At 52.5% G+C, this 26,518-nt stretch carries 24 protein-coding genes; 18 read left to right on the top strand and 6 right to left on the bottom strand.

What is annotated here, in order from left to right:
* Positions 1–3: 3 nt before the first annotated feature.
* The 8 genes from urtC to BMX45_RS22525 all read left to right on the top strand — a co-directional run bounded on the left by urtC (position 4) and on the right by BMX45_RS22525 (position 9,352).
* Positions 4–1,092 (top strand): urea ABC transporter permease subunit UrtC, encoded by a 1,089-nt coding sequence (gene urtC / locus BMX45_RS22560; protein ID WP_090912015.1) that lies wholly within the window; start codon positions 4–6, stop codon positions 1,090–1,092.
* Positions 1,067–1,906, top strand: a complete 840-nt coding sequence (gene urtD, locus BMX45_RS22555; RefSeq protein WP_090912013.1) for an urea ABC transporter ATP-binding protein UrtD — start codon at positions 1,067–1,069, stop codon at positions 1,904–1,906. Before urtC ends, urtD begins: the two co-directional genes overlap by 26 nt.
* Positions 1,884–2,579, top strand: coding sequence for an urea ABC transporter ATP-binding subunit UrtE (gene urtE / locus BMX45_RS22550; protein ID WP_090912011.1), 696 nt, complete (start codon positions 1,884–1,886; stop codon positions 2,577–2,579). The genes urtD and urtE overlap by 23 nt, the downstream gene beginning before the upstream one ends.
* 257 nt (positions 2,580–2,836) lie before the next feature.
* Entirely contained in the window at positions 2,837–4,324 is a 1,488-nt protein-coding gene (gene araA, locus BMX45_RS22545; protein WP_090912009.1) for an L-arabinose isomerase, read from the top strand.
* A gap of 101 nt (positions 4,325–4,425) precedes the next feature.
* Positions 4,426–5,514: a GntR family transcriptional regulator gene (locus BMX45_RS22540; RefSeq protein ID WP_175495188.1), complete on the top strand. Its 1,089-nt coding sequence runs from the start codon at positions 4,426–4,428 to the stop codon at positions 5,512–5,514.
* A 93-nt stretch (positions 5,515–5,607) separates the two neighbouring features.
* The gene (gene araD, locus BMX45_RS22535) at positions 5,608–6,297 is read left to right on the top strand and encodes an L-ribulose-5-phosphate 4-epimerase (protein ID WP_090912005.1); all 690 of its coding nucleotides are present in this window, start codon (positions 5,608–5,610) and stop codon (positions 6,295–6,297) included.
* A gap of 45 nt (positions 6,298–6,342) precedes the next feature.
* Entirely contained in the window at positions 6,343–8,013 is a 1,671-nt protein-coding gene (locus BMX45_RS22530; protein ID WP_090912003.1) for a ribulokinase, read from the top strand.
* Positions 8,014–8,143: 130 nt separating this feature from the next.
* A complete protein-coding gene (locus tag BMX45_RS22525) occupies positions 8,144–9,352 on the top strand; it encodes a sn-glycerol-1-phosphate dehydrogenase (protein WP_090912001.1) in 1,209 nt (402 codons plus the stop codon).
* A gap of 140 nt (positions 9,353–9,492) precedes the next feature.
* Here the strand turns inward: BMX45_RS22525 and BMX45_RS22520 are convergent, their stop codons facing one another.
* The gene (locus tag BMX45_RS22520) at positions 9,493–10,410 is read right to left on the bottom strand and encodes an ArsR/SmtB family transcription factor (protein ID WP_009590874.1); all 918 of its coding nucleotides are present in this window, start codon (positions 10,408–10,410) and stop codon (positions 9,493–9,495) included.
* 409 nt (positions 10,411–10,819) lie between these two features.
* Between BMX45_RS22520 and BMX45_RS22515 the strand changes: the two genes are divergently transcribed.
* From BMX45_RS22515 to BMX45_RS22495, 5 genes are all read left to right on the top strand, one after another.
* Positions 10,820–12,319, top strand: coding sequence for an arabinosylfuranosidase ArfA (locus tag BMX45_RS22515; RefSeq protein ID WP_175495181.1), 1,500 nt, complete (start codon positions 10,820–10,822; stop codon positions 12,317–12,319).
* Positions 12,320–12,480: 161 nt separating this feature from the next.
* On the top strand, positions 12,481–13,809 hold the full coding sequence (locus tag BMX45_RS22510) for an ABC transporter substrate-binding protein (RefSeq protein WP_090911997.1): 1,329 nt from the start codon (positions 12,481–12,483) through the stop codon (positions 13,807–13,809).
* A gap of 78 nt (positions 13,810–13,887) precedes the next feature.
* Positions 13,888–14,781, top strand: coding sequence for a carbohydrate ABC transporter permease (locus tag BMX45_RS22505; RefSeq protein WP_090911995.1), 894 nt, complete (start codon positions 13,888–13,890; stop codon positions 14,779–14,781).
* 2 nt (positions 14,782–14,783) lie between these two features.
* Entirely contained in the window at positions 14,784–15,617 is an 834-nt protein-coding gene (locus BMX45_RS22500; protein WP_090911993.1) for a carbohydrate ABC transporter permease, read from the top strand.
* Between the two features lie 100 nt (positions 15,618–15,717).
* On the top strand, positions 15,718–15,933 hold the full coding sequence (locus tag BMX45_RS22495; protein ID WP_009591958.1) for a DUF2905 domain-containing protein: 216 nt from the start codon (positions 15,718–15,720) through the stop codon (positions 15,931–15,933).
* A gap of 182 nt (positions 15,934–16,115) precedes the next feature.
* Here the strand turns inward: BMX45_RS22495 and BMX45_RS22490 are convergent, their stop codons facing one another.
* The 5 genes from BMX45_RS22490 to BMX45_RS22470 form a co-directional block, all read right to left on the bottom strand.
* Entirely contained in the window at positions 16,116–16,985 is an 870-nt protein-coding gene (locus BMX45_RS22490) for a YitT family protein (protein ID WP_090911991.1), read from the bottom strand.
* A gap of 17 nt (positions 16,986–17,002) precedes the next feature.
* The gene (locus tag BMX45_RS22485) at positions 17,003–18,247 is read right to left on the bottom strand and encodes a cation:proton antiporter (protein ID WP_090911989.1); all 1,245 of its coding nucleotides are present in this window, start codon (positions 18,245–18,247) and stop codon (positions 17,003–17,005) included.
* 3 nt (positions 18,248–18,250) lie between these two features.
* Complete coding sequence (locus tag BMX45_RS22480) at positions 18,251–18,742, bottom strand: cation:proton antiporter regulatory subunit (RefSeq protein WP_090911987.1); 492 nt, start codon at positions 18,740–18,742, stop codon at positions 18,251–18,253.
* A gap of 238 nt (positions 18,743–18,980) precedes the next feature.
* Positions 18,981–19,325 (bottom strand): hypothetical protein, encoded by a 345-nt coding sequence (locus BMX45_RS22475; protein ID WP_090911985.1) that lies wholly within the window; start codon positions 19,323–19,325, stop codon positions 18,981–18,983.
* Positions 19,326–19,466: 141 nt separating this feature from the next.
* Complete coding sequence (locus BMX45_RS22470; RefSeq protein ID WP_090911983.1) at positions 19,467–19,658, bottom strand: hypothetical protein; 192 nt, start codon at positions 19,656–19,658, stop codon at positions 19,467–19,469.
* Between the two features lie 205 nt (positions 19,659–19,863).
* On the opposite strand from BMX45_RS22470, the gene BMX45_RS22465 reads away from it, so the two are divergent.
* From BMX45_RS22465 to BMX45_RS22445, 5 genes are all read left to right on the top strand, one after another.
* Complete coding sequence (locus BMX45_RS22465) at positions 19,864–20,493, top strand: stalk domain-containing protein (protein WP_090911981.1); 630 nt, start codon at positions 19,864–19,866, stop codon at positions 20,491–20,493.
* Between the two features lie 47 nt (positions 20,494–20,540).
* A complete protein-coding gene (locus BMX45_RS22460; RefSeq protein ID WP_009591953.1) occupies positions 20,541–20,972 on the top strand; it encodes a hypothetical protein in 432 nt (143 codons plus the stop codon).
* A gap of 180 nt (positions 20,973–21,152) precedes the next feature.
* Positions 21,153–22,712 (top strand): extracellular solute-binding protein, encoded by a 1,560-nt coding sequence (locus BMX45_RS22455; RefSeq protein WP_090911979.1) that lies wholly within the window; start codon positions 21,153–21,155, stop codon positions 22,710–22,712.
* Positions 22,694–24,544: a sensor histidine kinase gene (locus BMX45_RS22450; protein WP_139212484.1), complete on the top strand. Its 1,851-nt coding sequence runs from the start codon at positions 22,694–22,696 to the stop codon at positions 24,542–24,544. The genes BMX45_RS22455 and BMX45_RS22450 overlap by 19 nt, the downstream gene beginning before the upstream one ends.
* Positions 24,545–24,570: 26 nt before the next feature.
* Positions 24,571–26,181: a response regulator transcription factor gene (locus BMX45_RS22445; RefSeq protein ID WP_090911975.1), complete on the top strand. Its 1,611-nt coding sequence runs from the start codon at positions 24,571–24,573 to the stop codon at positions 26,179–26,181.
* Positions 26,182–26,518 lie beyond the last annotated feature (337 nt).

Raw genomic sequence — 26,518 nt, 5'->3', positions numbered from 1 at the left:
TGCATGGTGCTGAAATGGTTGACAGGAAACCCCGGCGGCCGATCGAAACGGATTCTATGGAGCGCGGTGCTGCTCCTGATGTGTTTGGCCCCCTTGTTCACGACGCCATTTCGCCTTGGATTGCTAACGAAATTTTTGGCTTTGGCGATCCTGGCGGTCGGGCTTGACCTGATCTGGGGATACGGCGGCATTCTGAGCCTTGGACATGGTGTGTTCTTCGGGCTGGGCGCTTATGCCATGGCCATGTATCTGAAGCTGGACGCCAGCGGCTCAGCCTTGCCTGATTTTATGGGATGGAGCGGTGCGGCGTCCCTGCCCTGGTTCTGGGAGCCTTTCCGATCGTTCCCGGCGGCCTTGATACTCGGGATGCTGCTGCCGGCCCTGCTAGCGTTGATACTCGGATTCTTTACGTTCCGCAACCGGATCGTCGGCGTGTATTTTACGATTCTGACGCAAGCCCTGGTCATGATCGTGGTTACGCTGTTTGTCGGCAAGCAGGAGTGGACGGGGGGCACGAACGGGATTACGGGGTACAGCTCCATTTTGGGATTTAACCTGAATGCGCCCTCCACGAAAATAGGATTGTATTTTATTACGCTGGCCGCTTTGGCAGGGGCCTATATTCTATGCAGAAGAATTGTGAACAGCCGCGTGGGCCAGGTGCTGGAAGCGTCGAGGGATGGGGAGAACCGGGTACGGTTTCTGGGATTTGATCCTTCCCGCTACAAAACCTTTGCGTTTGCCGTATCGGGGGGCCTGGCCGGGCTAGCAGGCATGCTGTTTGTCCTTCAGGTGGGCATTATTTCCCCATCCATGATGGGCATCGTCCCGTCTATTGAAATGGTGCTCTGGGTCGCGCTTGGCGGCAGGGGAACGCTGATCGGCGCCATAATCGGCGCCGTGCTGCTGAACGCGGCCAAGACCGGGATCAGCGAAGCTTATCCCGAAGGGTGGCTGCTGGTATTGGGCGCTTTGTTTGTCATCGTTGTGGTCTTGATGCCGAAAGGATTGACCGGGTTGTGGAGCAAGGCGGCTTCGTCATTATCCAAAAGAGGAGGGACTGTCCATGCAGCCGTACGCAAAGAGAGCTGATGTTTCGCTAGCCGCACATGGGGAGGTCAGGGGCATCGGCATGTCGCCCACCGTGCTGTCCGCGGAAAATATAACGGTGGCCTTTGGCGGGTTCATAGCGGTAAACGGCATGAATCTGGCGCTTCGCCAGCATGAACTGCATTTTCTGATCGGCCCGAACGGGGCAGGGAAGACCACGATGCTGGATGTGATCTGCGGAAAGACTAAGCCTGGGGCGGGGCGGGTGCTGCTCGGCGACGGTCTTGAGATTACGAGGAAGCGGGACTATGAAATCGCGGGTCTCGGCGTGGGCCGGAAATTCCAGGCACCGTCGATATTCCCCAACCTGAGCGTCAAGGAAAACCTGGAGCTGACCGTCGATTCGGACCGAAGCGTGCTCCGGGCGCTGAAGGTCAGGAGGAATCGATGCACCACGTTCGAGATGAAGAAGGTGCTGGAATTGATCGGACTTCCCGATCGGCTTCATGTACGGGCAGGTTCCCTGTCGCATGGAGAGAAGCAGTGGCTGGAGATCGGCATGCTGCTGCTTCAGAAGCCGCGGCTTCTGCTGCTGGATGAACCGGTAGCGGGAATGACGGACGAGGAAACGATGAAGACCGGCGAGCTCCTTCAAAGCATTGCTAAAGACTGCTCCGTCGTTGTGGTCGAGCACGATATGGAGTTTGTACGTTCCTTTGCCGCCAAGGTTACCGTCATGCATGAAGGGAAACTGCTGAAGGAAGGATCCATGCAGGAGATTCAGCGCGATCCGCTGGTGGCCGAGGTTTACCTTGGAAAAAGGAGGGTGGCGAATGCTCAAGCTGCAGGGCATTGAATCGGGTTATGGGGAGAGCGCCGTCCTGCGCGGCGTGTCCATGGTCGTGGACCCCGCAAAGATCGTATGCCTGGTCGGGCGCAACGGAGTCGGGAAAACCACGCTGATGCGAACGTTAACCGGGCAATTGAAAATCCGGCAGGGGCGGATGAGCCTTGGCGAGCAGGAGGTTACCGGCTGGGATTCCGTAAAGAGAGCAAGAGGCGGGATCGGGTATGTCCCGCAAGGGCGCGAGATTTTCCCCCAACTCACTGTAAAAGAGAATCTCCTGCTCGGTCTTGAGCCATGCGTGCCTCGTACAAAGGCATTCCCGGAGGATGTGTTAGCCCTTTTTCCGGTACTTCCGCAAATGTATCACCGCCAAGGCGGTGATCTAAGCGGAGGACAGCAGCAGCAGCTTGCTTTCGCGAGGGCGCTTGCCTCCCGGCCCAAGGTGCTGCTGCTCGACGAGCCGACCGAAGGAATCCAGCCGTCCATCGTGGAAGAAATTCAAGACGTCATCCGCGGGATCAAAGCCAAAGGAGAAACGTCGGTCATTCTGGTGGAGCAGAGCATCGAATTCGTCCGAAGCGTGGCCGATTATATCTATGTCATGGATAAAGGGACGATCGTAGCCGAAGGGGTGCAGGATGCCATCGATATGGAGCAGTTCGAGCATTATTTGACGGTCTAAAGAGTTTTCATGAGAGTTGGTTCGCAGTTGGAGGTATAGCGTCACTGAGATTTGAATGATAGAGGTTGTCTCTAAGGGTTCGTTGTTACCTATAAGAGGCAGCCCTTTTTTTAAAATTTTGATCTTGCTATTTTGGAGATGCGGGGGTAGAATGTGAGTGATTTAACTTGTACGTACATATTTTATTAAACATTTATTTGTATGTAAAGGTATGTACAAGTTAGTGAGCAATCATTCGTACAGGAGGCGTTATAATCATGAATTTGAAACCGCATTCTTTTTGGTTTGTCACCGGAAGCCAGCACTTGTATGGTCCCGAAACGCTGGAGCAGGTCGCCGAGCATTCCCGCATCGTGGCAACGGAGTTTGACAAAGATCCTGTATTTACGTATCCCATTGTATTCAAGCCGATCGTAACGACACCCGATGAAATATACAATCTGATTCTTGAGGCAAACAACGATGAGTCCTGCGCAGGCATCATGACGTGGATGCACACGTTCTCCCCGGCCAAAATGTGGATCGCGGGCCTATCCCAGTTGCAGAAGCCGCTTCTTCATTTCCATACCCAATTCAACCGGGATATTCCTTGGGAAACGATTGATATGGACTTTATGAACCTGAACCAGTCCGCGCACGGCGACCGCGAGTATGGCCATATCGGTGCCCGTCTGGGCATCGCCCGCAAGGTCGTCGTGGGCCACTGGGAAGACGGGGAGGTTCGCGGCAGCATTGCCGGCTGGATGCGGACTGCCGCGGCCTATGCCGAAAGCCGCAGGCTGAAGGTGGCCCGCTTCGGCGACAATATGCGTCAGGTAGCGGTAACCGAAGGGGACAAAGTGGAGGCGCAAATCAAGCTTGGCTGGTCCGTGAACGGTTACGGCATCGGCGACCTTGTGCAGTCCATGAACGAAGTCGGCGATGAGGAGGTCAAGGCGCTCCTGAACGAATACGCGGAGTCGTATTCGCTTACCAAGGAAGGGCTTAGCGACGGTCCCGTGCGCGATTCGATTGCGTACCAAGCCCGGATCGAGATTGCGCTTCGCCGTTTCCTCGAGGAAGGCGGCTTCGGCGCATTCACGACGACCTTCGAGGATCTGCACGGAATGAAACAGCTCCCGGGGCTCGCCGTGCAGCGCTTGATGGAGTCCGGTTACGGTTTCGGCGGGGAAGGCGATTGGAAAACAGCGGCCCTGACACGCGTGTTGAAGGTGCTTGCAGACAATAAAAGCACATCCTTCATGGAGGACTACACCTATCATTTCGAGCCGGGTAATCATATGATTCTCGGATCGCACATGCTGGAGGTATGCCCGACCATCGCGCTGGATAAACCCACGCTTGAGGTTCATCCGCTCGGGATTGGAGGCAAGGGAGATCCGGCGCGGCTCGTGTTTAACGGCCAAGACGGCCCTGCCGTCAATGCTTCCCTGATTGATCTCGGGCACCGCTTCAGACTGCTGGTGAATGTGGTGGACGGCGTCAAGGTGGAGCAGCCGATGCCGAAGCTGCCGGTGGCCCGCGTGCTGTGGAAGCCGCAGCCATCCCTTCGCGAATCTGCGGAAGCGTGGATTTTGGCCGGCGGCGCGCACCATACCGTTCTCTCTTATGCCATGACAGCCGAACACTTAAGCGATTGGGCGGAGATGACCGGCATTGAAGCTGTCATTATCGACAAGGATACAACGATACCGCGCTTCAAGAACGAGCTCCGCTGGAGCGAAGCCGCATACCGTCTGCGGTAACTGGTTCTGTCGGCATTCGCCTGGCCTGTGTTACAATAGCGAGATAGCTTAGGATTGCAGGGGATCCTAATATAATGAGTGCGTGAGGCTAGAGGTGAATGATGAATAATAGACGGATACCCAAATATATTGTATTAAAAAACGAACTGCTCTCGTGGTTTGAATCCGGCCGGCTTCAAGCAGGCAAACAGGTTCCTTCGGAGCATGAAATCGCGGACCAGTTCGGCGTAAGCCGCCAGACGGTCCGCCAAACCTTCGGCGAGCTGGAGAAGGAAGGCTGGCTCGAACGGATTCAAGGCAAAGGAACCTTTGCCCGCAATCCGGAGCGGCGGGAAAGCGAGCAGGTCAAGACGATCGGCATCATGACGACGTACATCTCGGATTATATTTTCCCGCATATCGTCAGGGGAGCGGAGGCGGAGCTGCGCAGCAAGGGATACCGCCTGCTGCTCTCCAGCACCGACAACAACAAGGAGAAGGAGATGGAGAGCCTTCAGCTCATGACCAGCCAGCCGCTGAGCGGGCTGATTATCGAGCCGACCAAGAGCGCGGAGGGCAACCCGAATCTGACATATTTCCTGTCCCTGCAGGAAAAGGGGATTCCGTTTCTGATGATCAACGAGAAGTATCGGGAACTGGAATGCCCTTGCCTTAAACTGGACGATGAGCTTGGCGGTTACAAGGCCACGCGGCATTTGATCGAGAACGGACATACGGCGATTGCCGGATTCTTCAAGCGGGACGACCTTCAGGGCGTAAACCGGCTGAAGGGCTTCTTGCGGGCGCATCGGGAGGCGGGCATCCCCGTTTCGCCGGAGCGGGTGGTTACGTATACAACGGAACAGAAGGGCCTTTTCCCTTATGAACAGGCCGTCCAATTGCTGAAGTTGCCGATCGGGCAGCGGCCGACGGGATTCGTATGTTATAACGACGAGCTGGCCGTGTCTTTGGCGGAGGCGGCCGGGGAATGCGGGCTGCAAATTCCGCAGGCCGTATCCATGGTCGGCTTCGATGATTCCACGCTAGCCGTTGCTTCCGGCGTGAAGCTGACGACGATGACCCACCCGAAGACGGAGATGGGGATCATGGCGGCCAGGCAGTTGATCAGCATGATCGAGCATCATACCGTATTTGAGGATACGGTCTATCAACCGGAGCTTGTGGAGAGAGAATCGGTGGACAAACGATAGAGAATAGGGAGTTTAAGGTCCGATATATCGGATCCTTGCTTGCCAACTTGTACGTACAACTATATTTTCAAGGTTGGAGAGGAGCGGTTGTTCATGTTGGAGGATTTGAAGCAGCAGGTGCTTGAGGCGAATCTGGAGCTTCCGAAGTACAGGCTCGTCACCTTTACATGGGGAAACGTCAGCGGCATCGACCGTGAACGGGGACTGTTTGTCATTAAGCCAAGCGGCGTGCCGTACGAGGATTTAAAAGCAAACGACATGGTCGTGCTGGATTTGAAGGGGAATGTTGTTGAAGGGGATTTGCGCCCTTCCTCCGACACCCCGACTCATCTGGTGCTGTATCAGAACTTTAAAGAGATCGGCGGGATTGTGCACACCCACTCACCATGGGGAACGAGCTGGGCTCAAGCGGGTCGTGCGCTGCCTGCTTACGGAACGACGCATGCCGACTATTTTTACGGGGAGATTCCGGTTACGCGGCCCATGACCCGGGAAGAAATCGAGGGGGCCTACGAGCTGGAGACGGGCAATGTCATCGTTGAACGATTCGCAAATCTGGATCCGAACATGGTGCCAGGCGTGCTTGTGCATTCCCATGCGCCGTTCGTGTGGGGCAAGGATGCGCATAACGCCGTGCATAATGCGGTGGTGCTGGAGGAGTGCGCCAAGATTGCAGCCCGGATGCAGCAGATCAATCCCGAAACCGAACCGATGGATCAGACGCTGCTGGATCGCCATTTTTTGCGGAAGCATGGAGTTAATGCTTATTACGGTCAAAAGTAACGCATATATTCATCATTCATGATTTCATCGGTAGGAGGAAATGAGATGGGGAATAAATACACCATTGGTGTCGATTACGGAACACAGTCCGGACGTGCGGTATTGGTTAATCTGGCGAACGGGCAGGAAGTAGCGGATCATGTAACGCCTTATCGGCACCATGTTATAGATGAGTTTCTGCCGGGTTCCGGAAAGCGGCTTGAGCATGACTGGGCGCTTCAGCATCCGGGGGATTATCTGGAGGTTCTGCAGATATCGGTGCCTGCGGTTATCCGGCAATCCGGCATTGATCCGGCGGATGTGATCGGCATCGGCATCGATTTTACGGCTTGCACCATGCTCCCGGTTGACGAGCTTGGCGAGCCGCTGTGCTTCCACCCGGAGCTGGCCGATCAGCCGCACAGCTGGGTTAAGCTGTGGAAGCATCACGCGGCCCAGCCGGAAGCAGACAAGATCAACGCGATCGCCGCTGAGCGCGGAGAAGCTTTTTTGCCCCGTTATGGCGGGAAGATCTCATCCGAATGGATGATAGCCAAAGTCTGGCAGATTCTTGACGAGGCACCGGTCATCTATGAACGCGCGGATCGGTTCCTGGAGGCCACGGATTGGGTCATCTCCCAAATGACGGGCCGTATTGTCCGCAACAGCTGTACGGCTGGTTACAAGGCGATATGGCATAAGCAAGACGGATATCCAAGCAAGGATTACTTTAAAGCGCTGGATCCCAGATTGGAGGATCTGGCCGATACGAAGCTGCGCGGAGAGGTCCGTCCCCTCGGGAGCAGCGCCGGCGGCTTGACCGAGAAGATGGCGGAAATGATGGGCTTAACGCCTGGCATCGCCGTGGCCGTCGGTAACGTTGACGCGCATGCCGCGGTACCGGCGGTCGGCGTCGTAACACCGGGCAAGCTGGTCATGGCCATGGGGACCTCGATCTGCCATATGCTGCTCGGCACGGAAGAGAAGCAGGTCGAAGGGATGTGCGGCGTCGTCGAAGATGGCATCATTCCGGGATTATACGGTTATGAAGCCGGGCAATCGGCGGTGGGCGATATTTTTGAATGGTACGTTGAGGAAGCGCTTCCCGCGTATGTTAAGGAGGCTGCGACCGAGGAAGGAATCGGCGTGCATCAATGGCTGGAACGGGAAGCGGCTGCATACAAGCCGGGCCAGAGTGGTCTGCTAGCGCTGGATTGGTGGAACGGCAACCGCTCGGTGCTGGTGGATACGGATCTGACAGGGCTGATGTTAGGGATGACGCTGTTGACGAAGCCGCAGGAAATCTATCGCGCCTTGTTGGAGGCGACGGCTTTCGGCACGCGCAAAATCGTGGATGCTTTTCATGAGAACGGCGTGGCTGTGGATGTTCTCTATGCATGCGGCGGACTGCCGCAAAAGAATCGTCTCCTGATGCAGATTTATGCGGACGTTACCAATCGCGAAATCTATGTGGCTGATTCCAAACAGACGCCGGCGCTTGGTGCCGCGATGTTCGCCGCAGTGGCGGCGGGTCAGGCGAAAGGCGGGTATGATTCCATTATCGATGCGGCCGAGAAGATGGCACGGGTGAAGGAAGAGACCTTCAAGCCGATACCGGAGCATGTGGAAGTGTATGAGCAGCTGTATCAGGAATACAGCAAGCTGCATGATTATTTCGGCCGCGGGGAAAACGACGTCATGAAACGGCTGAAGCGGATTAAGCAGACGGCAGAATAGGCTGGCCGGGCAAGCGCAAGACCAGAAGAGGACCGGACCGCCCTGCATAGAGGGCGGGACGTCCTTCGAGCAAATATAGACCAGATGCTTGGATCATCGACATGGGATCGGATGAAAGGGGAGAAGCTGCATGACGGATTATTTGAACGAAGCAAAAGGTTTAATGAGCCGAATGAGGGAAGTCCGGCCGGCGTTCCGCGGACTTGAAACGATGGAACTGGAGCCCGGCGCCATATCAGCTGTGCCCGCGTACCTTAAACGGCAGGGCCTCAATTCGCCGATCGTTGTGGCCGATGCGAATACGTATGAAGCTGCGGGTCAAACGCTGATGGAGCGGCTGGAAGCGGAAGGTCTGGAACCCCGGCTGTGCTTGATCAAGCCTGATGAGTTAGGCGACGTGGTGGCGGATGAACGCTCGCTGATGCAGCTATTTGTCGAGGTGGAGCCAGAGCGGACAGGATGCCTCATCGCTGTCGGATCCGGTACCCTTCATGACATTACCCGCTTTGTCGCTCATCGGTGCGGCAAGCCGTTCGTCTCTGTACCTACCGCACCCTCGGTAGACGGCTTTACTTCGGCCGGCGCGCCGATCGTCGTTCGGGGGATCAAGCAGACCTTTGCGGCAACGGCTCCTATCGCCTTATTCGCCGACCCGGATATCCTTGCGAAAGCGCCGCAGCCGCTTATAGCGGCGGGGTTTGGCGATATGCTCGGCAAATATACGTCGCTGCTGGATTGGAGATTCTCCTCGACCACGGCCGGCGAGCCCTATGATGACCAAGTGGCAGAAATCACGGAGCGGGCACTGGAATCTTGCATCCAGCACGTGGAGGCCATCGGCCAGCGCACGGAGGAAGGCATCCGCATTCTGATGACGGCCTTGATTGAATCCGGGATCGCGATGCTGCTGTTCGGGCAGTCCCATCCTGCCTCCGGGGCAGAGCATCATTTGTCGCATTACTGGGAGATGGAGTACTTGCGGCGCGGCAACCGGGCGCTGCTTCATGGCGCCAAGGTAGGGGTTGCCTGCAGCGAGATATCGAGCCTCTACCATGCTGCGGCTGATCAAGGGGTGTATCCTTATGCCGAGCCCAAGCTTTGGGAGACGTATAGAGAGCAGGTACGGGAGTGGCTTCGGAAGGTTCCTTCGAAGGAAGAGATCGGCGGACTGCTGCGGCAAGCCGGAGGTCCTTCCAGCCTGGAGGAGCTTGGCATTGATGAGGAGCTGTTCGGGGAGAGCTTGCGTGAGGCGCATAAGCTGCGCGACCGTCATACCATCCTGAGGGCACTGAACGAGGCTGACGGAGTAGAACAACGTGAAATGACTTTATACAGATAGTAAAGCAGAAAGCGGGCCATGTCCGTCCTCCGCCCTAAAGAATGGGCTTGCTGATAAGGTAATAGAAGGTATTCCGTTTTGCTAAAAAAGGCCTCTTCATGATCGAATGATCATAGAGAGTCCTTTTTTGCATTCGATCCTTATCCTTCCTTCACATCATACAGCACGCGGGCCAACAGATCTTGACTGTAGTTGCCGAAATGCTTGCCGTAAATGGTTAAGCCGCGTTTATTCACCGACTGCTCGTTAACGGCAATCCTGAAGGTAAGCTCGCTCTTGTAATCGAGCTGAATTTGGTCCAAACCGACATCCGAAATGCGGCACCCGTCGATAAAGCTGCCTTCTTTATTAATTCGGATGAGCTTCAGCATGCCGTATTGGTTCAAGTGGGGTGGCCACCATTCAGGGTTGAAGGTACCGCGTTTGTCCCCGAAATCCCCCGGACTTGTCCAGCTGCCGATTTCGATCCCGTTGACGTAAAAGAAAATATCCGACGGGTAATTATCGCAATGTCCCGGTGCTTCAGACCCCAGCTCCAAGGAGAATTGGATCTCGCGGAACGATTGGTTGGATTTCAAATAATTCGGGATCCGATATTCCAGGAAACCTTCGGTCAGCCAAATAATCTCCGAATTGATGCGCTCCGGATCGGCGAAATAGCGCGGATCGTCGAAATCTCCGATGATGCTGTCCTTGGTCGCAAGTCCGCAGGTCGGGATGGCTTGGTAGTCGCTGTAATGGCCGACCCGAATTTCCACCTCGTACAGATTATTAATATCCTTGCTTCGCAAATCGACCATCAAGGTGTCTTTATTCAGATAGCAGATCTTCTGGATGCCATGCTTCCCGCCCGTGGTATGGATTTCGATCAGGCCGCTTTCCTCCAGCTTCTTGATATGCATGGTAATGGCGCCATTGCTGAGGTTCAGCCTGTTTGCGAGATCATTCAGGTTCAGGCTTTGATTCTTGGCCAGCAGTTCCAAAATTTGAATGCGGATCTCGGAGCTGAGCGCTTTAAAAATATCCAGTCCGCTCATTAAATCTTTTATGTAGATCATCTTATTTCAAACCTTCTTCCGATTAAGGGATTTATAACGATGGAATGTTTGCAAACGTTTATTTCAAATAATTATAAATCAATATGAGCGTGAAATAAAGATGTGTTCAAAATCTTCAGAAAACTTGTGCGTGAAACAATAAAATGGATACTGAAACAGCTTTTATTTGAGGATTATATTAAAAAAGAATTGCGAAAAACAAGTAATTTCGGCTATTTTCGACAGAAAATGCACTGGTTTTTTTGAGCATATAATTTTATTTTTTATTTATATAAACCATTTTACATTTGTATATTTACAGAGACCCCCTCATATGATATTTTAAATCTGAAAACGAATTCATTTAATTATATTTGAATTGTTTTACAATTATATCAAACGGAAGGTGAAGAACTTGGCAGCTGAGAACATGAAAGCACGAATGATCGTGGATAAGTCGTTTCGGATCGCGCAAGTTGATAACCGCATTTATGGTTCATTCATTGAACACCTAGGCCGCGCAGTATATGGCGGGATTTACGAGCCAGGCCATGAAACCGCGGATGCGGACGGTTTTCGGAATGACGTAAAGGAATTGGTCAAGGAACTGGACGTCCCGATTATCAGGTATCCCGGCGGGAATTTCGTTTCGGGATATAACTGGGAAGATGGCGTGGGGCCTGTTGCCGAACGGCCAAAACGGCTGGAGCTGGCTTGGAGAACGCTGGAGCCGAACGATGTCGGCACGAATGAGTTTATATCCTGGGCCAAGGAAGTAGGCTCGGATGTCATGATGGCGGTGAATCTGGGGACGCGGGGGATCGATGCCGCCAGAAACTTGCTGGAATACACCAACCATCCGGGAGGCACGTATTGGAGCGACCTGCGCCGCCGCCATGGTTATGAACAGCCGCACAAGATCAAGACCTGGTGCCTCGGTAACGAGATGGACGGACCTTGGCAGATCGGACACAAGACGTCCGAAGAGTACGGCCGGCTTGCGCTCGAGACGGCAAAAGCCATGCGGCTCGTCGACCCGGCCATCGAGCTGGTTTCCTGCGGAAGCTCGAGCACGGGCATGCCGACATTCCCTGAATGGGAAGCCGTAACGCTGGATCATACGTATGAGGCGGTCGATTACATATCCCTGCATCAATATTACGGCAACCGTAATAACGATACCGCCAATTACCTGGCACTTACGCTCGATATGGACCACTTTATTCATACGGTGAAATCCACCTGCGATTACATCAAGGCCAAGAAACGCAGCAAAAAGACGATGTATCTGAGCTTCGATGAGTGGAATGTTTGGTATCATTCCAATGACGCCGACAGGCAGATTGATCCATGGAGCATCGCTCCCCCTCAGCTGGAGGATGTGTACAACTTCGAGGATGCGATTCTTGTGGGCAGCATGCTGATCACGTTCCTGCGCCATGCGGACCGGGTCAAGATGGCTTGCCTGGCGCAGCTCGTGAACGTGATCGCTCCGATTATGACCGAGAACGGCGGACGATCTTGGAAGCAGACGATCTTTTATCCGTATCTTCATGCTTCCAAATTTGGCCGGGGCGTATCCCTGCTGCCGATCGTCGACTCGCCGAAATACGATTCCAAGGACTTTACCGACGTTCCTTATCTGGACAGCGCGGTCGTCCATAACGAAGAGGATGAAGAAATTACGATTTTTGCCGTGAACCGCCATCTGGAGGAAGCCTTGGAGCTCGAATGCGATGTTCGCAGTTTTGAAGGTTACCGGCTGCTGGAGCATATCGTGCTGGAGCATGAGGATCTGAAAGCGGTGAACACCGCATCCGAGGAAAAAGTAAAGCCTCATCATCAGGGGGGTGCGAAACTCGATAACGGTATGGTTAACGCAAGGCTTGCCAAGGCATCATGGAACGTCATCCGCTTGAAAAAAGCCTAATAACAGCAAGGGGGCGGTTCTAGATTTGGGCTGCCCCGTCTCCCAAACACTCATATCAAATTACACATAATATGAAAGCGCTTTATTTCTGAGGAATAGCAGAAGTACCGATGTTCGAAGTGTATGTTTGTATGAACGAAAATTAAGGGAGGTCCAGTAAGATGATGAAAAGATGGATGGTTGTATTCATGGTGTTATGTATGACGCTCTTCCTGTGGGGATGCGGCAAATCGAACAATGCCGGCGGCGAAACCTCGGTTCTGGACGGAGGGGCGGGAGAAAGCGCTACGGAGCTGTCGTATTGGACGTTTGTTGAGCTGCACGGCCAGCACTTCGAGAAAATGCTGGGCAAATGGAACACGGAGAATCCCGATCGCCAGATCAAGCTGAACGTAACGGTCATGCCTTATGACGACATGCATAACAAATTATCCATCGCGGTTCAATCGGGGACGGGTGCCCCCGACATTGCGGATATCGAGCTCGGGAAGTTTCCGGATTTCCTTGCCGGCACGCCGCAGCTTGAACCGCTCAACGACGTCATTGATCCATACCGGGATACCATCGTGAAATCCCGTATCGACCTTTACAGCAAGGAGGATGTGAATTACGGCATCCCGACCCATGTCGGAGCTTCCGTCGCCTTCTATAATACCGAGATTTTGGAGGAGGCCGGGGTCAACTATCAGGATATCGTGACTTGGGAGGATTTCAAGCAGGCTGGTATCCAGGTATATGAAAAAACCGGCAAATATATGGGGACGGCCGATACAAGCGCGGCTTGGCAAGCTTCCATGCTGCTCGCGCAGCAAGGCGCGGATCTGACGGACGATGCCGGCAAACCGATCGTGAATTCGGAACCGATGGTGAAGGCCATGACGCTGTTCAAGGATCTGCAGGACAGTCATGTCATTGCGACCATCGCCGGCGGTCAGCCTGACACCGAAGAGGCCTACGGCGAGTTTAATGCAGGAAATTATGCCACGGCTTTCATGCCGTTATGGCAAATGTCCAGATATACCAACTACATGTCCGATTTGTCGGGAAAAATAGCCATCGCGCCGATTCCGGTCATCGAAGAAGGAATGCCCCGGTCGGTTGGCGGCGGCGGAACCGGCACGGTCGTGACCAAGACGGCAAAAGACGTGCAGCTGGCAAAAGATTTTCTGGCTTTCGCCAAGCTGTCCCTGGATGCCAATAAAGAAATTTGGAACACGCTTGGATTCGATCCGGTCAATATGGACGTTTGGGATATGAAGGATGTTACGCACAATGCCGAGAATCAGTTCGTGAAATATTTCGTCAATAATCCGTTCGATGTCCTGAATGAGATCCGGGATGAAATCCGGTTAATCAAATCGACCTCCGCATCGCCCACCATCAACAACGTCCTGTGCACCACCACCTTCAATGAGATTTTTGAGGACGGCAAGGACATTACCGAAGCCCTGAATGACGCCCAGAAGCAAATCGAACAGGAATTGAAATAACGTTCGCTTATACGGTACAAAAACGAAGAGCTGCTCATGGATCGTCGGTGAGCGGCTCTCATTTAAAGGAGTCGAATCATGATTAAAAAATTTCTGTACTCTCAAAAGGTTGCTCCTTACGTGTTTGTCCTGCCGTTTATTCTGGTATTCCTCGTATTTTGGGTGTTTCCGCTCGGCAGTTCATTCAGCATGAGCTTTCAGAAAACGCAGCTGGGGCAAGAAGCGGATTGGGTTGGCTTGGCTAATTACGGGAAACTAATGGGGGACGGCATCTTTTTGAAGGCAGTCACGAACAGCGCGATTTACATGGTGTTGACCCTTCTGATCCTGATTCCGTTTCCGATGCTGTTCGCGGTGCTGATCAACAACAAGTTCATGTGGGGGAGGGAGTTTTTTAAGTCGTCTTTTTTCTTCCCTGCACTGACGTCGGTCGTTGTGGCAGGCACCATCTTCCGGCTCATGTTCGGCGAGATGGAAGGGTCGCTGATCAACAGCATCCTGGGGTGGTTCGGGATCGATCCGGTGAAGTTTCTGAAGGGACAGGTCACCGGCTTTATCGCGCTGGTGGCACTGGCCACTTGGCGGTGGACGGGGGTCAATATGCTTTATTTTTTATCGGGACTCAAGAACATTCCGGGTGAGTATTACGAGGCGGCATCCATCGACGGGGCCTCGGCCTTTCAGAAGTTTACCAAAATCACGATGCCTTTGTTGAAGCCGACCACGATTTATGTGTTAACGATCAGCATTTATGCGGGGCTTGCCATGTTTATCGAGAGCATGATGCTCTGGAACGGCAACAACTCTCCGAAGAATATCGGCCTCACGATCGTCGGTTACCTATACCGTCAAGGCATCGAGAAGAACAATTTGGGTTATGCCGCCGCTGTAGGGGTCGTGCTGCTGGCAATCACCATGATCATTAACCTGACGCAGCTGAAGCTCTCCGGCATGTTCAAGAAGGAGGATTGAGGATGAGAAGAGAAACGCTGGTCAAAATAATCCTCTTGATCTTGTTCTCCATACTGTGCTTTCTGATCCTGGTGCCTTTTTATGCCGTCACCATCGCTTCCTTCAAACCCGGCGAGGATTTGATCCGGTATGGCCTGAATTTGAAATTTGATCTGTCGGTGATGAGCCTGGACAATTTCGCCTACCTGTTCACGGGCGATCACTCCTACTTCATGTGGTTTTTTAACTCCTTGCTCCTCACGGTGGTGCAGGTTACGTTAACCCTGCTGGTCAGCGCCACCGTTGCTTATGGGTTTGCAGCCTATGATTTCATCGGCAAGAACTTCTTGTTTATCTGCGTGCTTTTGATTATGATGGTTCCTTTTGAAATTCTTCTTCTTCCGTTATACTCCCTGACGTACAATCTGGGCCTCATGAATACGTACTCGGCGATTGTGCTGCCGGGGATCGCAGGCGCGGCCACGATTTTCTTCTTCAGGCAGTATTTAAGAGGGGTTCCAAAAGAAATGATTGCGGCAGGTCGGGTCGACGGGGCCAGCGAATACGGGATTTATGTACGGTTGATCCTGCCCGTGATGAAGCCGTCCTTTGCAGCCATGGCGATTCTGAACGGCATGAACAGCTGGAACAATTTCCTGTGGCCGTTCATGGTGCTTAGCGATGATCGCAAGTACACGCTTCCGATCGGGTTGAAAACGCTGTTGACTCCTTACGGGAACAACTATGATTTATTGATTGTTGGCTCCTTCTTTTCGATCATCCCGATTTTCATCTTGTTCATGGCCTTCCAGAAATATTTCATTGACGGGATGACGGCGGGGGCGGTGAAAGGCTGATCGCCCGGTAGGTGTGACCGGTTCTGCCCTTGCTGTCGGCACCTCAAATCCATTATGATACAAAGAAACCTGCGTATTCAGATGAATGAGGTGACGTATCGTGCATCCTGTAACAAAGGCTCTATTATGGATTGGCGGCGCTCTGATCGTGATCGGGCTGCTGTGGCCTGTCATCGGCCGATTCGTGGGCCGGCTGCCGGGCGACATCGTCGTGGATAAACCCAATGTCAAAATTTATTTTCCGATCGTAACCTGCCTCGTCATCAGCGTGGTGGGCTCGTTGATTCTGTTTCTGATCCAGCAGTTTCGCAAATAGTCGGGATTTCATAAGAAAAACGTCTATCGACGTACTTTCTCAGAAGACAGACCGCGGTTAAGGGATGGTTTTCTTGCGATATCAGGAAGGCCTAAGCTTCGGAGTTTAGACTTTCGGATATCCAAAAAAACAGGCCGGTTAGGGGAAACCCTTAACCGGCCTGTTTACATGGAAAAGACGTTTTATTTTTGGATGATGGTGATTTCGGCATTCGGATCCAGGCTAAACACGATAGATTTGAACCTGGGCATTTCCAGAATGTGAATCCGGTAGACCAGCTGCTGCGAATCGGCGGCGTCACCGTGGTTCGCGCCTTCACCCTTGGCATGTGCCGTTTGGGGATCATACCCCATGATGGCTTTCATGGTGTGCCGGATTTCCGCTTCGCTGATGCTTCCAATCCTTACCTCCCGTTTAAGCGGAAGGCTTGAAGTCGTAACGCGCCCTGTCTCCAGTGCCATCAGGCACGCAATGGCGGAATACATCGCCCGTTCCCAGCCGAGGAGGAGCCCCGCCAAAGTCAGTACCAGTAGATTGATCATGATATGGACGTAGGGCAGTTTCAGCCGGGTCAGCAGCTGCGATAGCTGCTGGGGGATCTTCGGCATCTGGAGCGTATCCAGAACGACGCCGTAACGAAGGCCGATGCCGATGCCGAGACCGAGGAAAATGCCGCCGATGCCTGCGCTCCCGATCTTGCTGTCGATGAGAGCGGGAATCGGAAAGAACAGGATCGAGCATACGGAAAACGTAAGCAGCCCGACGGTTGCGATGACGGCTTTTTCCCGGTTTGACCGGCGATAGGCCAGCAGAAGCAAGGGCAGATTTAATGCAAACAAAAACATGCCCGTATGAAGTCCCGTCAGATGCGAAGCGAGCGCGGAGATTCCCGTTACGCCGCCCGCGATGATTCCGCTAGGAACAAGAAATAAATCCAAACCGAACGCTGCGATCAGGCCTCCGATGGCAGCCATGCTCAGTCTTCTACGTGTACTTGCCTTGCTTGCGGCCTCTTGTGCACCGTTCGTTGTCCGAACCGGGGCTTGAACCATAGGCAATGTACCCTCCTTTATCCGCTGGCACTTTCATCCTTTAGCTTCGGTTTAACCGGTTTCTTCTCCTTATGATCTTTAAATTTAAATATTTTGTTCAAGAAGTTATAGACGTGCTTGGACTCCTTGGTCAGCAGCGGTCCGAGTATGGCGAGTATCAGTACATACAGGGCCGCGAACGGTTGAATGAAGGTTGCAAGCCCGCCGGCTTTCCCCATATTGGCGAGAATGATGGAAAACTCCCCGCGGGATACAATCGTCAGACCGATATTGGAGGATGCTCTCGAAGACAATCCGGCGCTGCGGCCGGCAAGCATGCCTGCAATGAAGTTGCCAAGGAGCGTGATGATCACGGCGATCAGTGATAACCACACAGCTCCGCCAAGCTCGGACGGTACTATCGTTAAACCGAAGCTAAAGAAGAATATGGCTCCAAAGAAATCGCGGAATGGTAATATCAAATGCTCAATGCGTTCACGATGCTCGGTCTCGGCCAGAACAAGCCCGACGAGCAGCGCGCCGATAGCCTCGGCAACATGAATCGTTTCAGCGAATCCTGCGAGCAGGAACAACGCGCCGAACACGACCAAGGCAAACAATTCGTTAGACCGTATATTCAATGCTTTATTCAGAAGCGGTACGGCTTTCCGCCCGATAATAATGACTAGCAGCATAAATCCAAGAGCAATCACGGCAGATATAAGGACCCCGCCCAGCGACGAGGAGCCGCTCAATACGAGCCCGGAAAGAATCGAGATATATACAGCGAGGAATACGTCCTCAAACATGATGATCCCGAGGATCATCTCGGTCTCCGGATTCGCTGTTCTTCTCAAGTCGACCAGCACCTTGGCCACGATAGCACTCGAGGAGATGGTCGTTATGCCTGCGACAATGAGCGTCTCCGCCAAGGGAAATCCGGCAAAGATCCCGATCATCAGTCCAAGCGTAAAGTTAATGGCAATGTAGATGCTGCCACCCACAACGATGGATCTGCCCGATTTGATCAATCGGCCGACCGAGAACTCGAGTCCGAGATAGAACAGAAGGAAGAGTACGCCGATCCGCCCCATAAAGTCGATGAGCGGAGCACTTTCTATAAAACGAAAATCGAAAGATCCAAAATGAAAAGCATGAGGCCCAACCGCCATCCCCACCAGAATATAGAAAGGGACGACGGAAAACCGGAGTTTAGCTGATAGCAACCCCGCCAGGGCGATCAAGGCAATCGCCAATCCTACTTCTAAAACCAAATGATCCATTCATCAACCACGTCCGTTCATCAAGATTTGTTTAAATAGCCGCTGTTGTTGACGTTCACCTACGACGACGAGCGTCGAATCCGGTGTAATGATAACGTCAGGCCCGGGATTGATTTGTTTGCTGTTTTTGTCAACTCTTGCAATGATGGTTGCGCCTGAGGCTTGGCGTACGCCCAAGTCGCCAATCGATTTACCTGCCCCGTAATAGTGGGGCTCGATGCGGTACCACTCGATGATCAAATCATCCAGCGCCATGTCAATCGTTTCGAGCGCCTTCGGTTTATACGTGAGACCGCCGACGATGGCCGCAATTTGACGGGCCTCGTCATCGTCCAGGGAAATCATGGAGATGCTTTCGTCCGGATCGTCATATTCATAATGGTACATTTCACGGCGGCCGTCGTCATGAATGATGATGACCAGCTTATCGCCACCGCGGGTATCAATTACGAATTTCTTACCGATTCCAGGCAAATCTGTTTCGCGAACATGCATAGATTAGAGTCCTCCTAAGAAAATACACTTTTTAGTTGTTTTGCACACCGATCACACGGATATCAAAAATACACGCAGCCAAATCATACAATCCATTCACGATGAAATTGCACAGTCTTTAATAAACCCTAATGCACAGGTCAATCTGCACAGGCTGTTTATGTTGTTGCATGGGAAAAGAAAAATTGGCAAATTTAAGAAACCGCAGTCAGTTGGAATGCGAAAAATATGTGGAGGACTAAACGAACTTCGATGTGTATTTAATGGGGAATAATACTAAAAGCCGGAGTCGAAGCGGAATAATCGGCCGATAGGGCAGACGTGTTTTGGGAGCCTGCTGCATCACAATGGCCGACATCAATAAGAACAGCGCGATGGTATTGCCGGCTGCCTTAAGTTTGGAGAGGATTTGAGAGTGTTTCGGAACAGCCGCTTTCAGATGATCGTCATATTTGTAAACATACCGCTCATCTTGGGTTTCGTTGCTGTAATACTCCTGGACGGGAATGTATAGGGCAAATGCCGTAACCAGAACAAGCACCAGCATCCATGCGATTCTTGCCGTTTTTAAGAAACAGTTCACGGTTAATCCCCCCTTCGTCCCAAGCTTCTATGTTAATCATAACATAAAAATAATCGTTCTCAAAATGAGAACGATAAATTATTTTTGAACACTTTTACAGATCGATTCAATTTTTTACATTATATAGAAGCGATGGTTCTTCTATTTTTTGCGAAGCTTATCATAGTTTTCCGTATCGGGCCCGATATCGGCTTTCACTTGATCCTTATCTTCCAAAACGCCGAGGACAAGATCGTCGAGTTTATCGGTTGCGGCCTGATCCGGCCGATCGGGCTCGGGAATCGGGTCCACGCCGGGGAATTGACCGTCAAATTCAGGTTTCTTTTTGCTCATTAGGCTCTCATTCCTTTCTGGCAATATTGTGGCACAAAAGGATCTGTTATATGTAACGAATAAACGCGAGGGAAGAAAGTGAAACATTGCAGGAACGTCGGCCTGGTAACTATTCACCTTCTATATAATGTAACTCTATATAAATCAGCTATAAAAGAGTATGCTAGAATAGTAGAGGAATATTATACCAGGGGGTTATTTAGGCATGAAGAAAAAATGGATAGGCTGCACCCTTGCTTTATTGCTTGTATCCGGCTCTGTCGTATCTGCGCATCCGGGACGAACGGATGCCAACGGAGGGCATACCTGCCGAACCAATTGCGAACGCTGGGGTCTGTCATATGGCGAGTATCATTATCATAACGGCGGTGGGAGCTCTTCCGGAAGCAAGTCGCCTTCATCCGCGCCTAAGTCGAAATCATCGCAAAAGAGCACGGCTAAGCCTGCAGCGCCGAAGCCCGCGGCTCCGGCTTATGCTAAGTCCGGCCTTAAGGTTTACGTCAACGGCAGCGTGGTAAAATTTGATAGCGAGCCATTGGTGTATAACAACATCAACCTGGTGCCGCTGCGGGAAATAGCGGAGGGCATGGGGGCTAAGGTTGTCTGGAATCGCGATGCGGCCAGCATCGGCGTGCAGAGAGGCAATCATAAAATCACGCTTACGATCGGAAGCAAGACCGTTTATTATAATGGCAAATCCGAAACCGTTTCGGTAGCTCCCAAAGTGATGGACGGCGTGACGTATGTTCCCATTCAGGTGTTTGCACGGGGGCTTGGCGCTGGCGTAAACTATACCGAGCATGATAAGATTCTGAGAATATCGTTTAAGGAATAAAATAAACACGGGTTCCATTTTGCGAACAGAGAGGGGAAGAGTTTGCTTTGAGTTTTTTTGATAAATTTAAAGCCGGTGTATCGGATGCCGGAAACAAAGCGAAAACGCTGGTGGAGATCAATCGCTTAAAGCTGCAGAACAACGGCAAAAAAAGCGATATCGACGAACAGCTCCTGGAAATCGGCAAGGTTGTATTCGCTTCAACCGAAGCAGGGAAGTGGCCGCCTGATCAGGAGAGCATCCAAAGCTACGTGGCCAAGATTCATCAATTGAATTTTGAAATCGAACAAAATCTGCTCCAGATTGCCAACCTCACCGATGAGAAAATATGCCGAGGGTGCGGGAACAGTTCAGCCGTGAATGCCAAATTTTGCGCCCACTGCGGCCGTACGTTCGAAGTGATTCAAGTTCAAGCGGAAGAGCAGCGCAAAGAGGTTCCGCTGCTGGAGGATGGCGGCGACCAAGAGGAGCCGAAATAGAAGCTGTTTGCTTCATGAATAGCCGTACCCTGGTCGGGAATGACCAGGGTCGGCTTTTTCTTTTTGTCCGGGGTGAAGGAAGCAGCGCTTTATTAGGAGAATGATTATTAAGGTGATCTTACTCACGACATCATCGTTATATAGTAATATTAGCTTACTAGCTGGAGGGAGTGAGGACATATGCCGAAGAACAAGGCCTGTAATGATGAATTTAGTCAACATGGGGATCGAGGGGTGTCAAGGCTGCTTAAAGGTAACGTTCTATTGCTTCCCGTATGCGTAATTTTGATGCTCCTTGCTGCCGGGTGCAACGGCCCGGGGTCTTCGGAGGAGGAGAATCCGCCGGAGAATCTACCCAAGGGCGCATCCATCAACATCGTCATTTCCAGTCTGGGGATGACGTTCCCTGCAGGAATGGACGAGAATGACAATCCGTACCTGAATTACATCGAAGAGCGTACGGGGCTCGAGATCGGAGTCAATCTTCCTCCGCCCGAGGTATACAACGAGAAGCTCGATGTCATTATGTCCTCAGGCAATTTGCCGGATATGCTCCATACGTACGAGCCGGTGTGGTTCGACAATTACGTCAAGCAGAAGGCATTTATGCCGCTGGATGAATTAATCGACGAGTACGGCCCCCATCTGAAAGAAAAAATTCCGCCGGAGGTCTGGGATCGGGTCCGATACGGCGGTAAAATCTATGCGGTTCCGAGCTTGAATGAGGTGACTGGAGCCGAATTGATGTATGTCCGGAAGGATTGGCTCGATCGGCTCGGCTTACAGCCGCCCGAAACGCTGGAGGAATATTACGAAGTCATTCGTGCCTTCACCCTGGATGATCCTGACGGCAATGGCGTCCAGGATACGATCGGTTTAACCTTGACCTCGAGCCTGGGAAGGTCCTCGCCGTTTTTCGGCGCTTTCGGCACGCAGCGAAATACGTGGTTTGAACGGGACGGGCAGTTGGTGAACGGAAGCATTCTGCCGGAAACGAAGGAAGCCCTTGCCTTTTTTAACAAGCTGTATCAGGAGAACCTGCTCGATCGGGAATTTCCTTTAAACCTGCAAAACAATCTGTTCGAAAAAATAGAAAACGGCACGGTCGGCCTCTTCTCTGCGGCCTGGTACGATACGCGTGGACCGATTGCGGCCAATATGAGCAAGGACCCCGAGGCCGAATGGATGCCGCTTCCGTATCCGACGGGACCGGACGGATTTAAAGGCGTTGAAGGAAAGGACATCATACGAGGTTATAACGTCATACCGGCCGAATCGGAGAAGGCTGCCGAAGTGATCCGGTTTCTGGACTTCATTGCAAGCGACTACAAAACGCTGAAGCTCGGCTTCGAGAACGAAATCTGGCGCTGGGAGGACGGGGCGATCGTTACGGACTTCGCGCTGCACGACAAGCATTTATACCGCGGCATTTACCAGTCCCTTGTCGACGTGCCGGATCAATTGCTGTTCAAGGAACGTCTTGATTCGCTCGGGGACTTCAATCTGTACAACAATCTGCAGCTGATCAATCAGCATATTATTCCGAATGCATTCTACGGAGTTCCTACCCCCGGGATGACGAAATACAACACGAAGCTTAAAAATCTGGAGGATGTGTTCACGAAAATCATTATGGGGCTTGAGCCGCTGGACGCATTCGACGACTATGTGAAGACCTGGAAGGAAGAAGGGGGAGATGAAATCACGAAGGAAGTGAATGAATGGTACTCCAAACAATAATGCTGGCGGCCAAAAGCGCGGGGGACCGTGTGCTTGGCTTGTTCCGCTGGATCCGGGATCGGTTTTCGCAGAACATCCAAACCCGCTTGACCGGTTATTTTCTGCTGATCCTGCTGCCGCTGGTCATCATTAGCCTGTTCGCGGTGGAACGATCCCGGGATATTCTTTACGAACAGGCGGTGGAGAGGACGGAGATGGCGCTGTCGTCGGCGATGAATCATTTTGATCTGGCGCTGCAAAACGTGGAGGAGATATCGACCCTGATTGCGGGCGACCTTGGAATGAATGAGCTGCTTAACAAAAACAGCACAAACTTCTCCCCTCAATCGATTGTGGATTTCTCGGATATATTGGGACAGTTATTGAATTCCGTTTCGGTGAACCGGTTCGTATCCCAAATTTCGGTGTATCATCAGGCGTCTAATAGGTTTATCTCCACCCATTACGGCGGCAAAAAGCTGACGGGGGAGACGCAGCAGGAATGGCTGGTGGAAGCTGCGCGGCGGAACGGAACGGGGATTTCCTACGTCATGGCGGAAGCCCCCGTGGCGGAAGGCATTACGTTTGGCCAGATGACCAATACGGATAGCATCTCCCTGATTCGGGCCATGGACCTGTACAACAGCGAACGGCAGTCGAACCTGCTGGTGGTGTCTTTTAATAAAAGCAAGCTGCTGAATATCATCAAGACGCTGCTTCCGTCCGAGAACAGCCGCATCGCCCTGCTGAACGAAAGGGGAGAAGTGGTGGTGGAGACCGGAAGAGTGTATGAGGGGGACATTACCGACAAGGATATGACCGTCACGATTGATTCGGATTACTCCACATGGCGTCTTGAGCTGGTTCAGCCGAAAAGCGAGCTGTACAAAGAGACCGATCAGCTGCGCCTGTTCACGGTTGCGATCATCGGGCTGAGCATCCTGCTGGCCATTATCATTTCATGGGTGGTGTACAGCGGGATTGCCTCACCTGTGTTGAAATTGTCGCGCGGGATGAAACGGCTCAGCAGCGGAGAGCTGAACATTCATGTCGACACCAAGCGGAAGGACGAATTCGGTTTTCTCATCCAGTCGTTTAACAAAATGGCCGTCGTGCAGAAGCATCTCATCGAGGATCATTACGAGCAGCAGCTGCGATTGACGACAACGGAGCTGAAGTTCCTGCAATCCCAGATCAATCCGCATTTTCTGTATAACACCCTCGATTCGATTTATTGGACGGCCAAAAACTACGATGCGGATGAGATCAGCGAGATGGTGATGAACCTGTCGAAGTTTTTCCGGTTGAGCCTGAACAAGGGCAGGCAGGTGTTTACGATTGAGGAGAGTATTACCCACCTGCACTACTATTTACGTATACAGCAGCTTCGTTTCATGGACAATTTCACCGTGGATTATCAAATTTCGGAAGAGAGCAAGGGGGTTCCGATTCTCAAGCTGCTGCTTCAGCCTTTGGTGGAAAATGCCATCATTCACGGCATGGAGGGCAAATCCTCCGGAGGGAGCCTGATTATCTCCAGTCGGATTGAAAAAGGGCATACGGTGATTATCAGCGTACAGGATAACGGGCCCGGGATCAGCGAAGAGCGGCTGCGCTACATCCAGCATGAGCTGGAGATGATGGGCTCGCGCAGCGTGCCCGCGTCTTCCCAGGATGAAGAGCATGTGAAGGATCTGTTCGGTCTTCGGAACGTGCTTGGCCGAATGAAGCTGTATTATGGCAGAGAAGCGGATCTGACGGTACAAAGCGTGGCAGGGGAAGGCACCACCGTCACGATTTCCATCCCGCTGGATCGCTGCAAGGAATTTAATCTGAAGCAGACACTTATATAGAGATGCTCGAAAGGGGAACAAACCGAATGAATCTCATGATCGTGGAAGATGAGCCCCGGCTGCGCAACGCACTGGCTTACAATATCCCGTGGGACAAGCATGGGATTGAAGTTGTGGGCATGGCGTCCAACGGCATCGAAGCCCTTGAGCTGGTAGGCCGAAAAAAACCCGATATAATGCTGATCGATGTACAGATGCCTGAAATGGACGGACTGACGCTCCTCGGAGAGCTGCGAAGCCGTCAGGACATCAGCCGATTGACGAAAATGATCATCCTAAGCGGGCATGACAACTTCGAGTTCGCGCAGCTGGCGCTGGAATACGGGGTGTCCAAATATTTATTGAAGCCCGCCGGCGAGAAAGACATTCTCGAAGCGGTGCTTGAAGCGAGGCAGCAGCTGCGGGAGGACTTGGAGCAGTGGCAGCGCAAGGCGGCCTTGGAGCAGAAATGGAAGGACAATCTGCCGCATCTGCAAAATCTCTTTTTTATCCAATGGGTCAGCGGCAAATATACAAAACAGGACATCCTTACCAAGGGCAGGGAATTATATATTTCATTGAAGGAGAATGACCGTTTCGCCGTCGCCGTGGTGGATCTGGACCCCCTGCCGGAGAGCGAGACCCGCTTTCAGCGGGGGGATGTCGAGCTGCTGCAGTTTACGATGCAGTGCCTGGCCAAGGAGCTGCTGTCCCATCCATCGCTCTGGATCACGTCCGATTCAGGCAATATGCTCCTGATGGTCCTGATCCTGGAGGAAAGCCAGGATGCCAAGGAAGCCATGCTGCGGCTGAATGCGGACGTATCCAAGCTCCTCTCCCAAACGAGGGAGGTGCTGAAGATAACGGCCAGCGCAGGCATCTGTGCATCCATCGGGACGATCGAGGAGATGAGCCTCTTGTATGCGCAGGCTTGCCGGGCGCTTCAGGAGCGCGTCGTGTATGGACACGATCTCGCGATTCCTTACCGGGAGCAGCTTCAGCGGGATATTCAGGGCGTGATCGTGCAGCAGAACCTGGAGAAGACGCTGGAGATCGCGCTGGAAACGGCGGATGAAACGAAGGCGCTGGAGGCGCTGAAGGGATTATGGGAGGAAGCCTTCTCGAGGTCCGAATCCTCGGACGAATTCCAGGAGGCGGTGCTTTATATGAACAGCTTCTTTACCCGAATGATCCAGAAGCAGGGCTGGACGGTAAAAAGAGTCGTCGGCGACGATATCGAATATTTCCACAACGTCAAGCTGCTGAGCACCAAAATGCAAACCTGGTCGCTCTTGGAGCGAACGGTGAAACATATCATCACGTTTATGGGCGAACAGCGGAAAACGACAAGCAATCAGGTGGTAAAGGACATTCTGAACCTGCTCGAGGAGGAGATGGACCAGGAGATTACGCTGCATACGGTAGCGGACCGGCTTTACGTCAATTCTTCCTACCTTAGCCGGCTATTCAAGCAGGAAATGGGGGTCGTCTTCTCCGCATATGTGCTCGAACGCAAAATGGAGCGGGCTAAATCGCTGCTGCAGGACGGTCTCAAGGTATACGACGCCGCCCGGCTGGTCGGGTACCGCGATGTCAGTTACTTCACCAAGGTGTTTCGCAAGTATTGGGGCGTGAATCCGGGGGAGTTCAAGGGATAAGGATATGGGAGAGGCTGTATGATACTGCTGCTCACATCTGAAAGCCCGCTGCGCGGCCGTATCGTTCCTCCAATCGCTGTTGTCGTCGAATTTCAGGAATGATGATGATAGAGGAAGAAAGTTGGCTCCAGTCAATGCTTTCGATGCGAGTTTTCCTTTGGAAAACTTTCGGGCGACCGCTAACGCTTTTCCGGAATCGATTCGTCCGCTCCGCTGGACCGCGTGGGTCCCCCCCTCCATATCCTCTCCCAATTGGTCGGGGAAGGGAGAGAGGTGAAAGCCCGCTGCGCGGTCGTATCGTTCCTCCAATCGCTGTTGTCGCCAAATTTCCTGGAAT

It is taken from the genome of Paenibacillus sp. cl141a, assembly GCF_900109305.1.
Lineage (GTDB): Bacteria > Bacillota > Bacilli > Paenibacillales > Paenibacillaceae > Paenibacillus_AQ > Paenibacillus_AQ lautus_A.
Note: the sequence above shows the minus strand (reverse complement) of the source record. Positions and strands in the feature narration are given on the sequence as shown.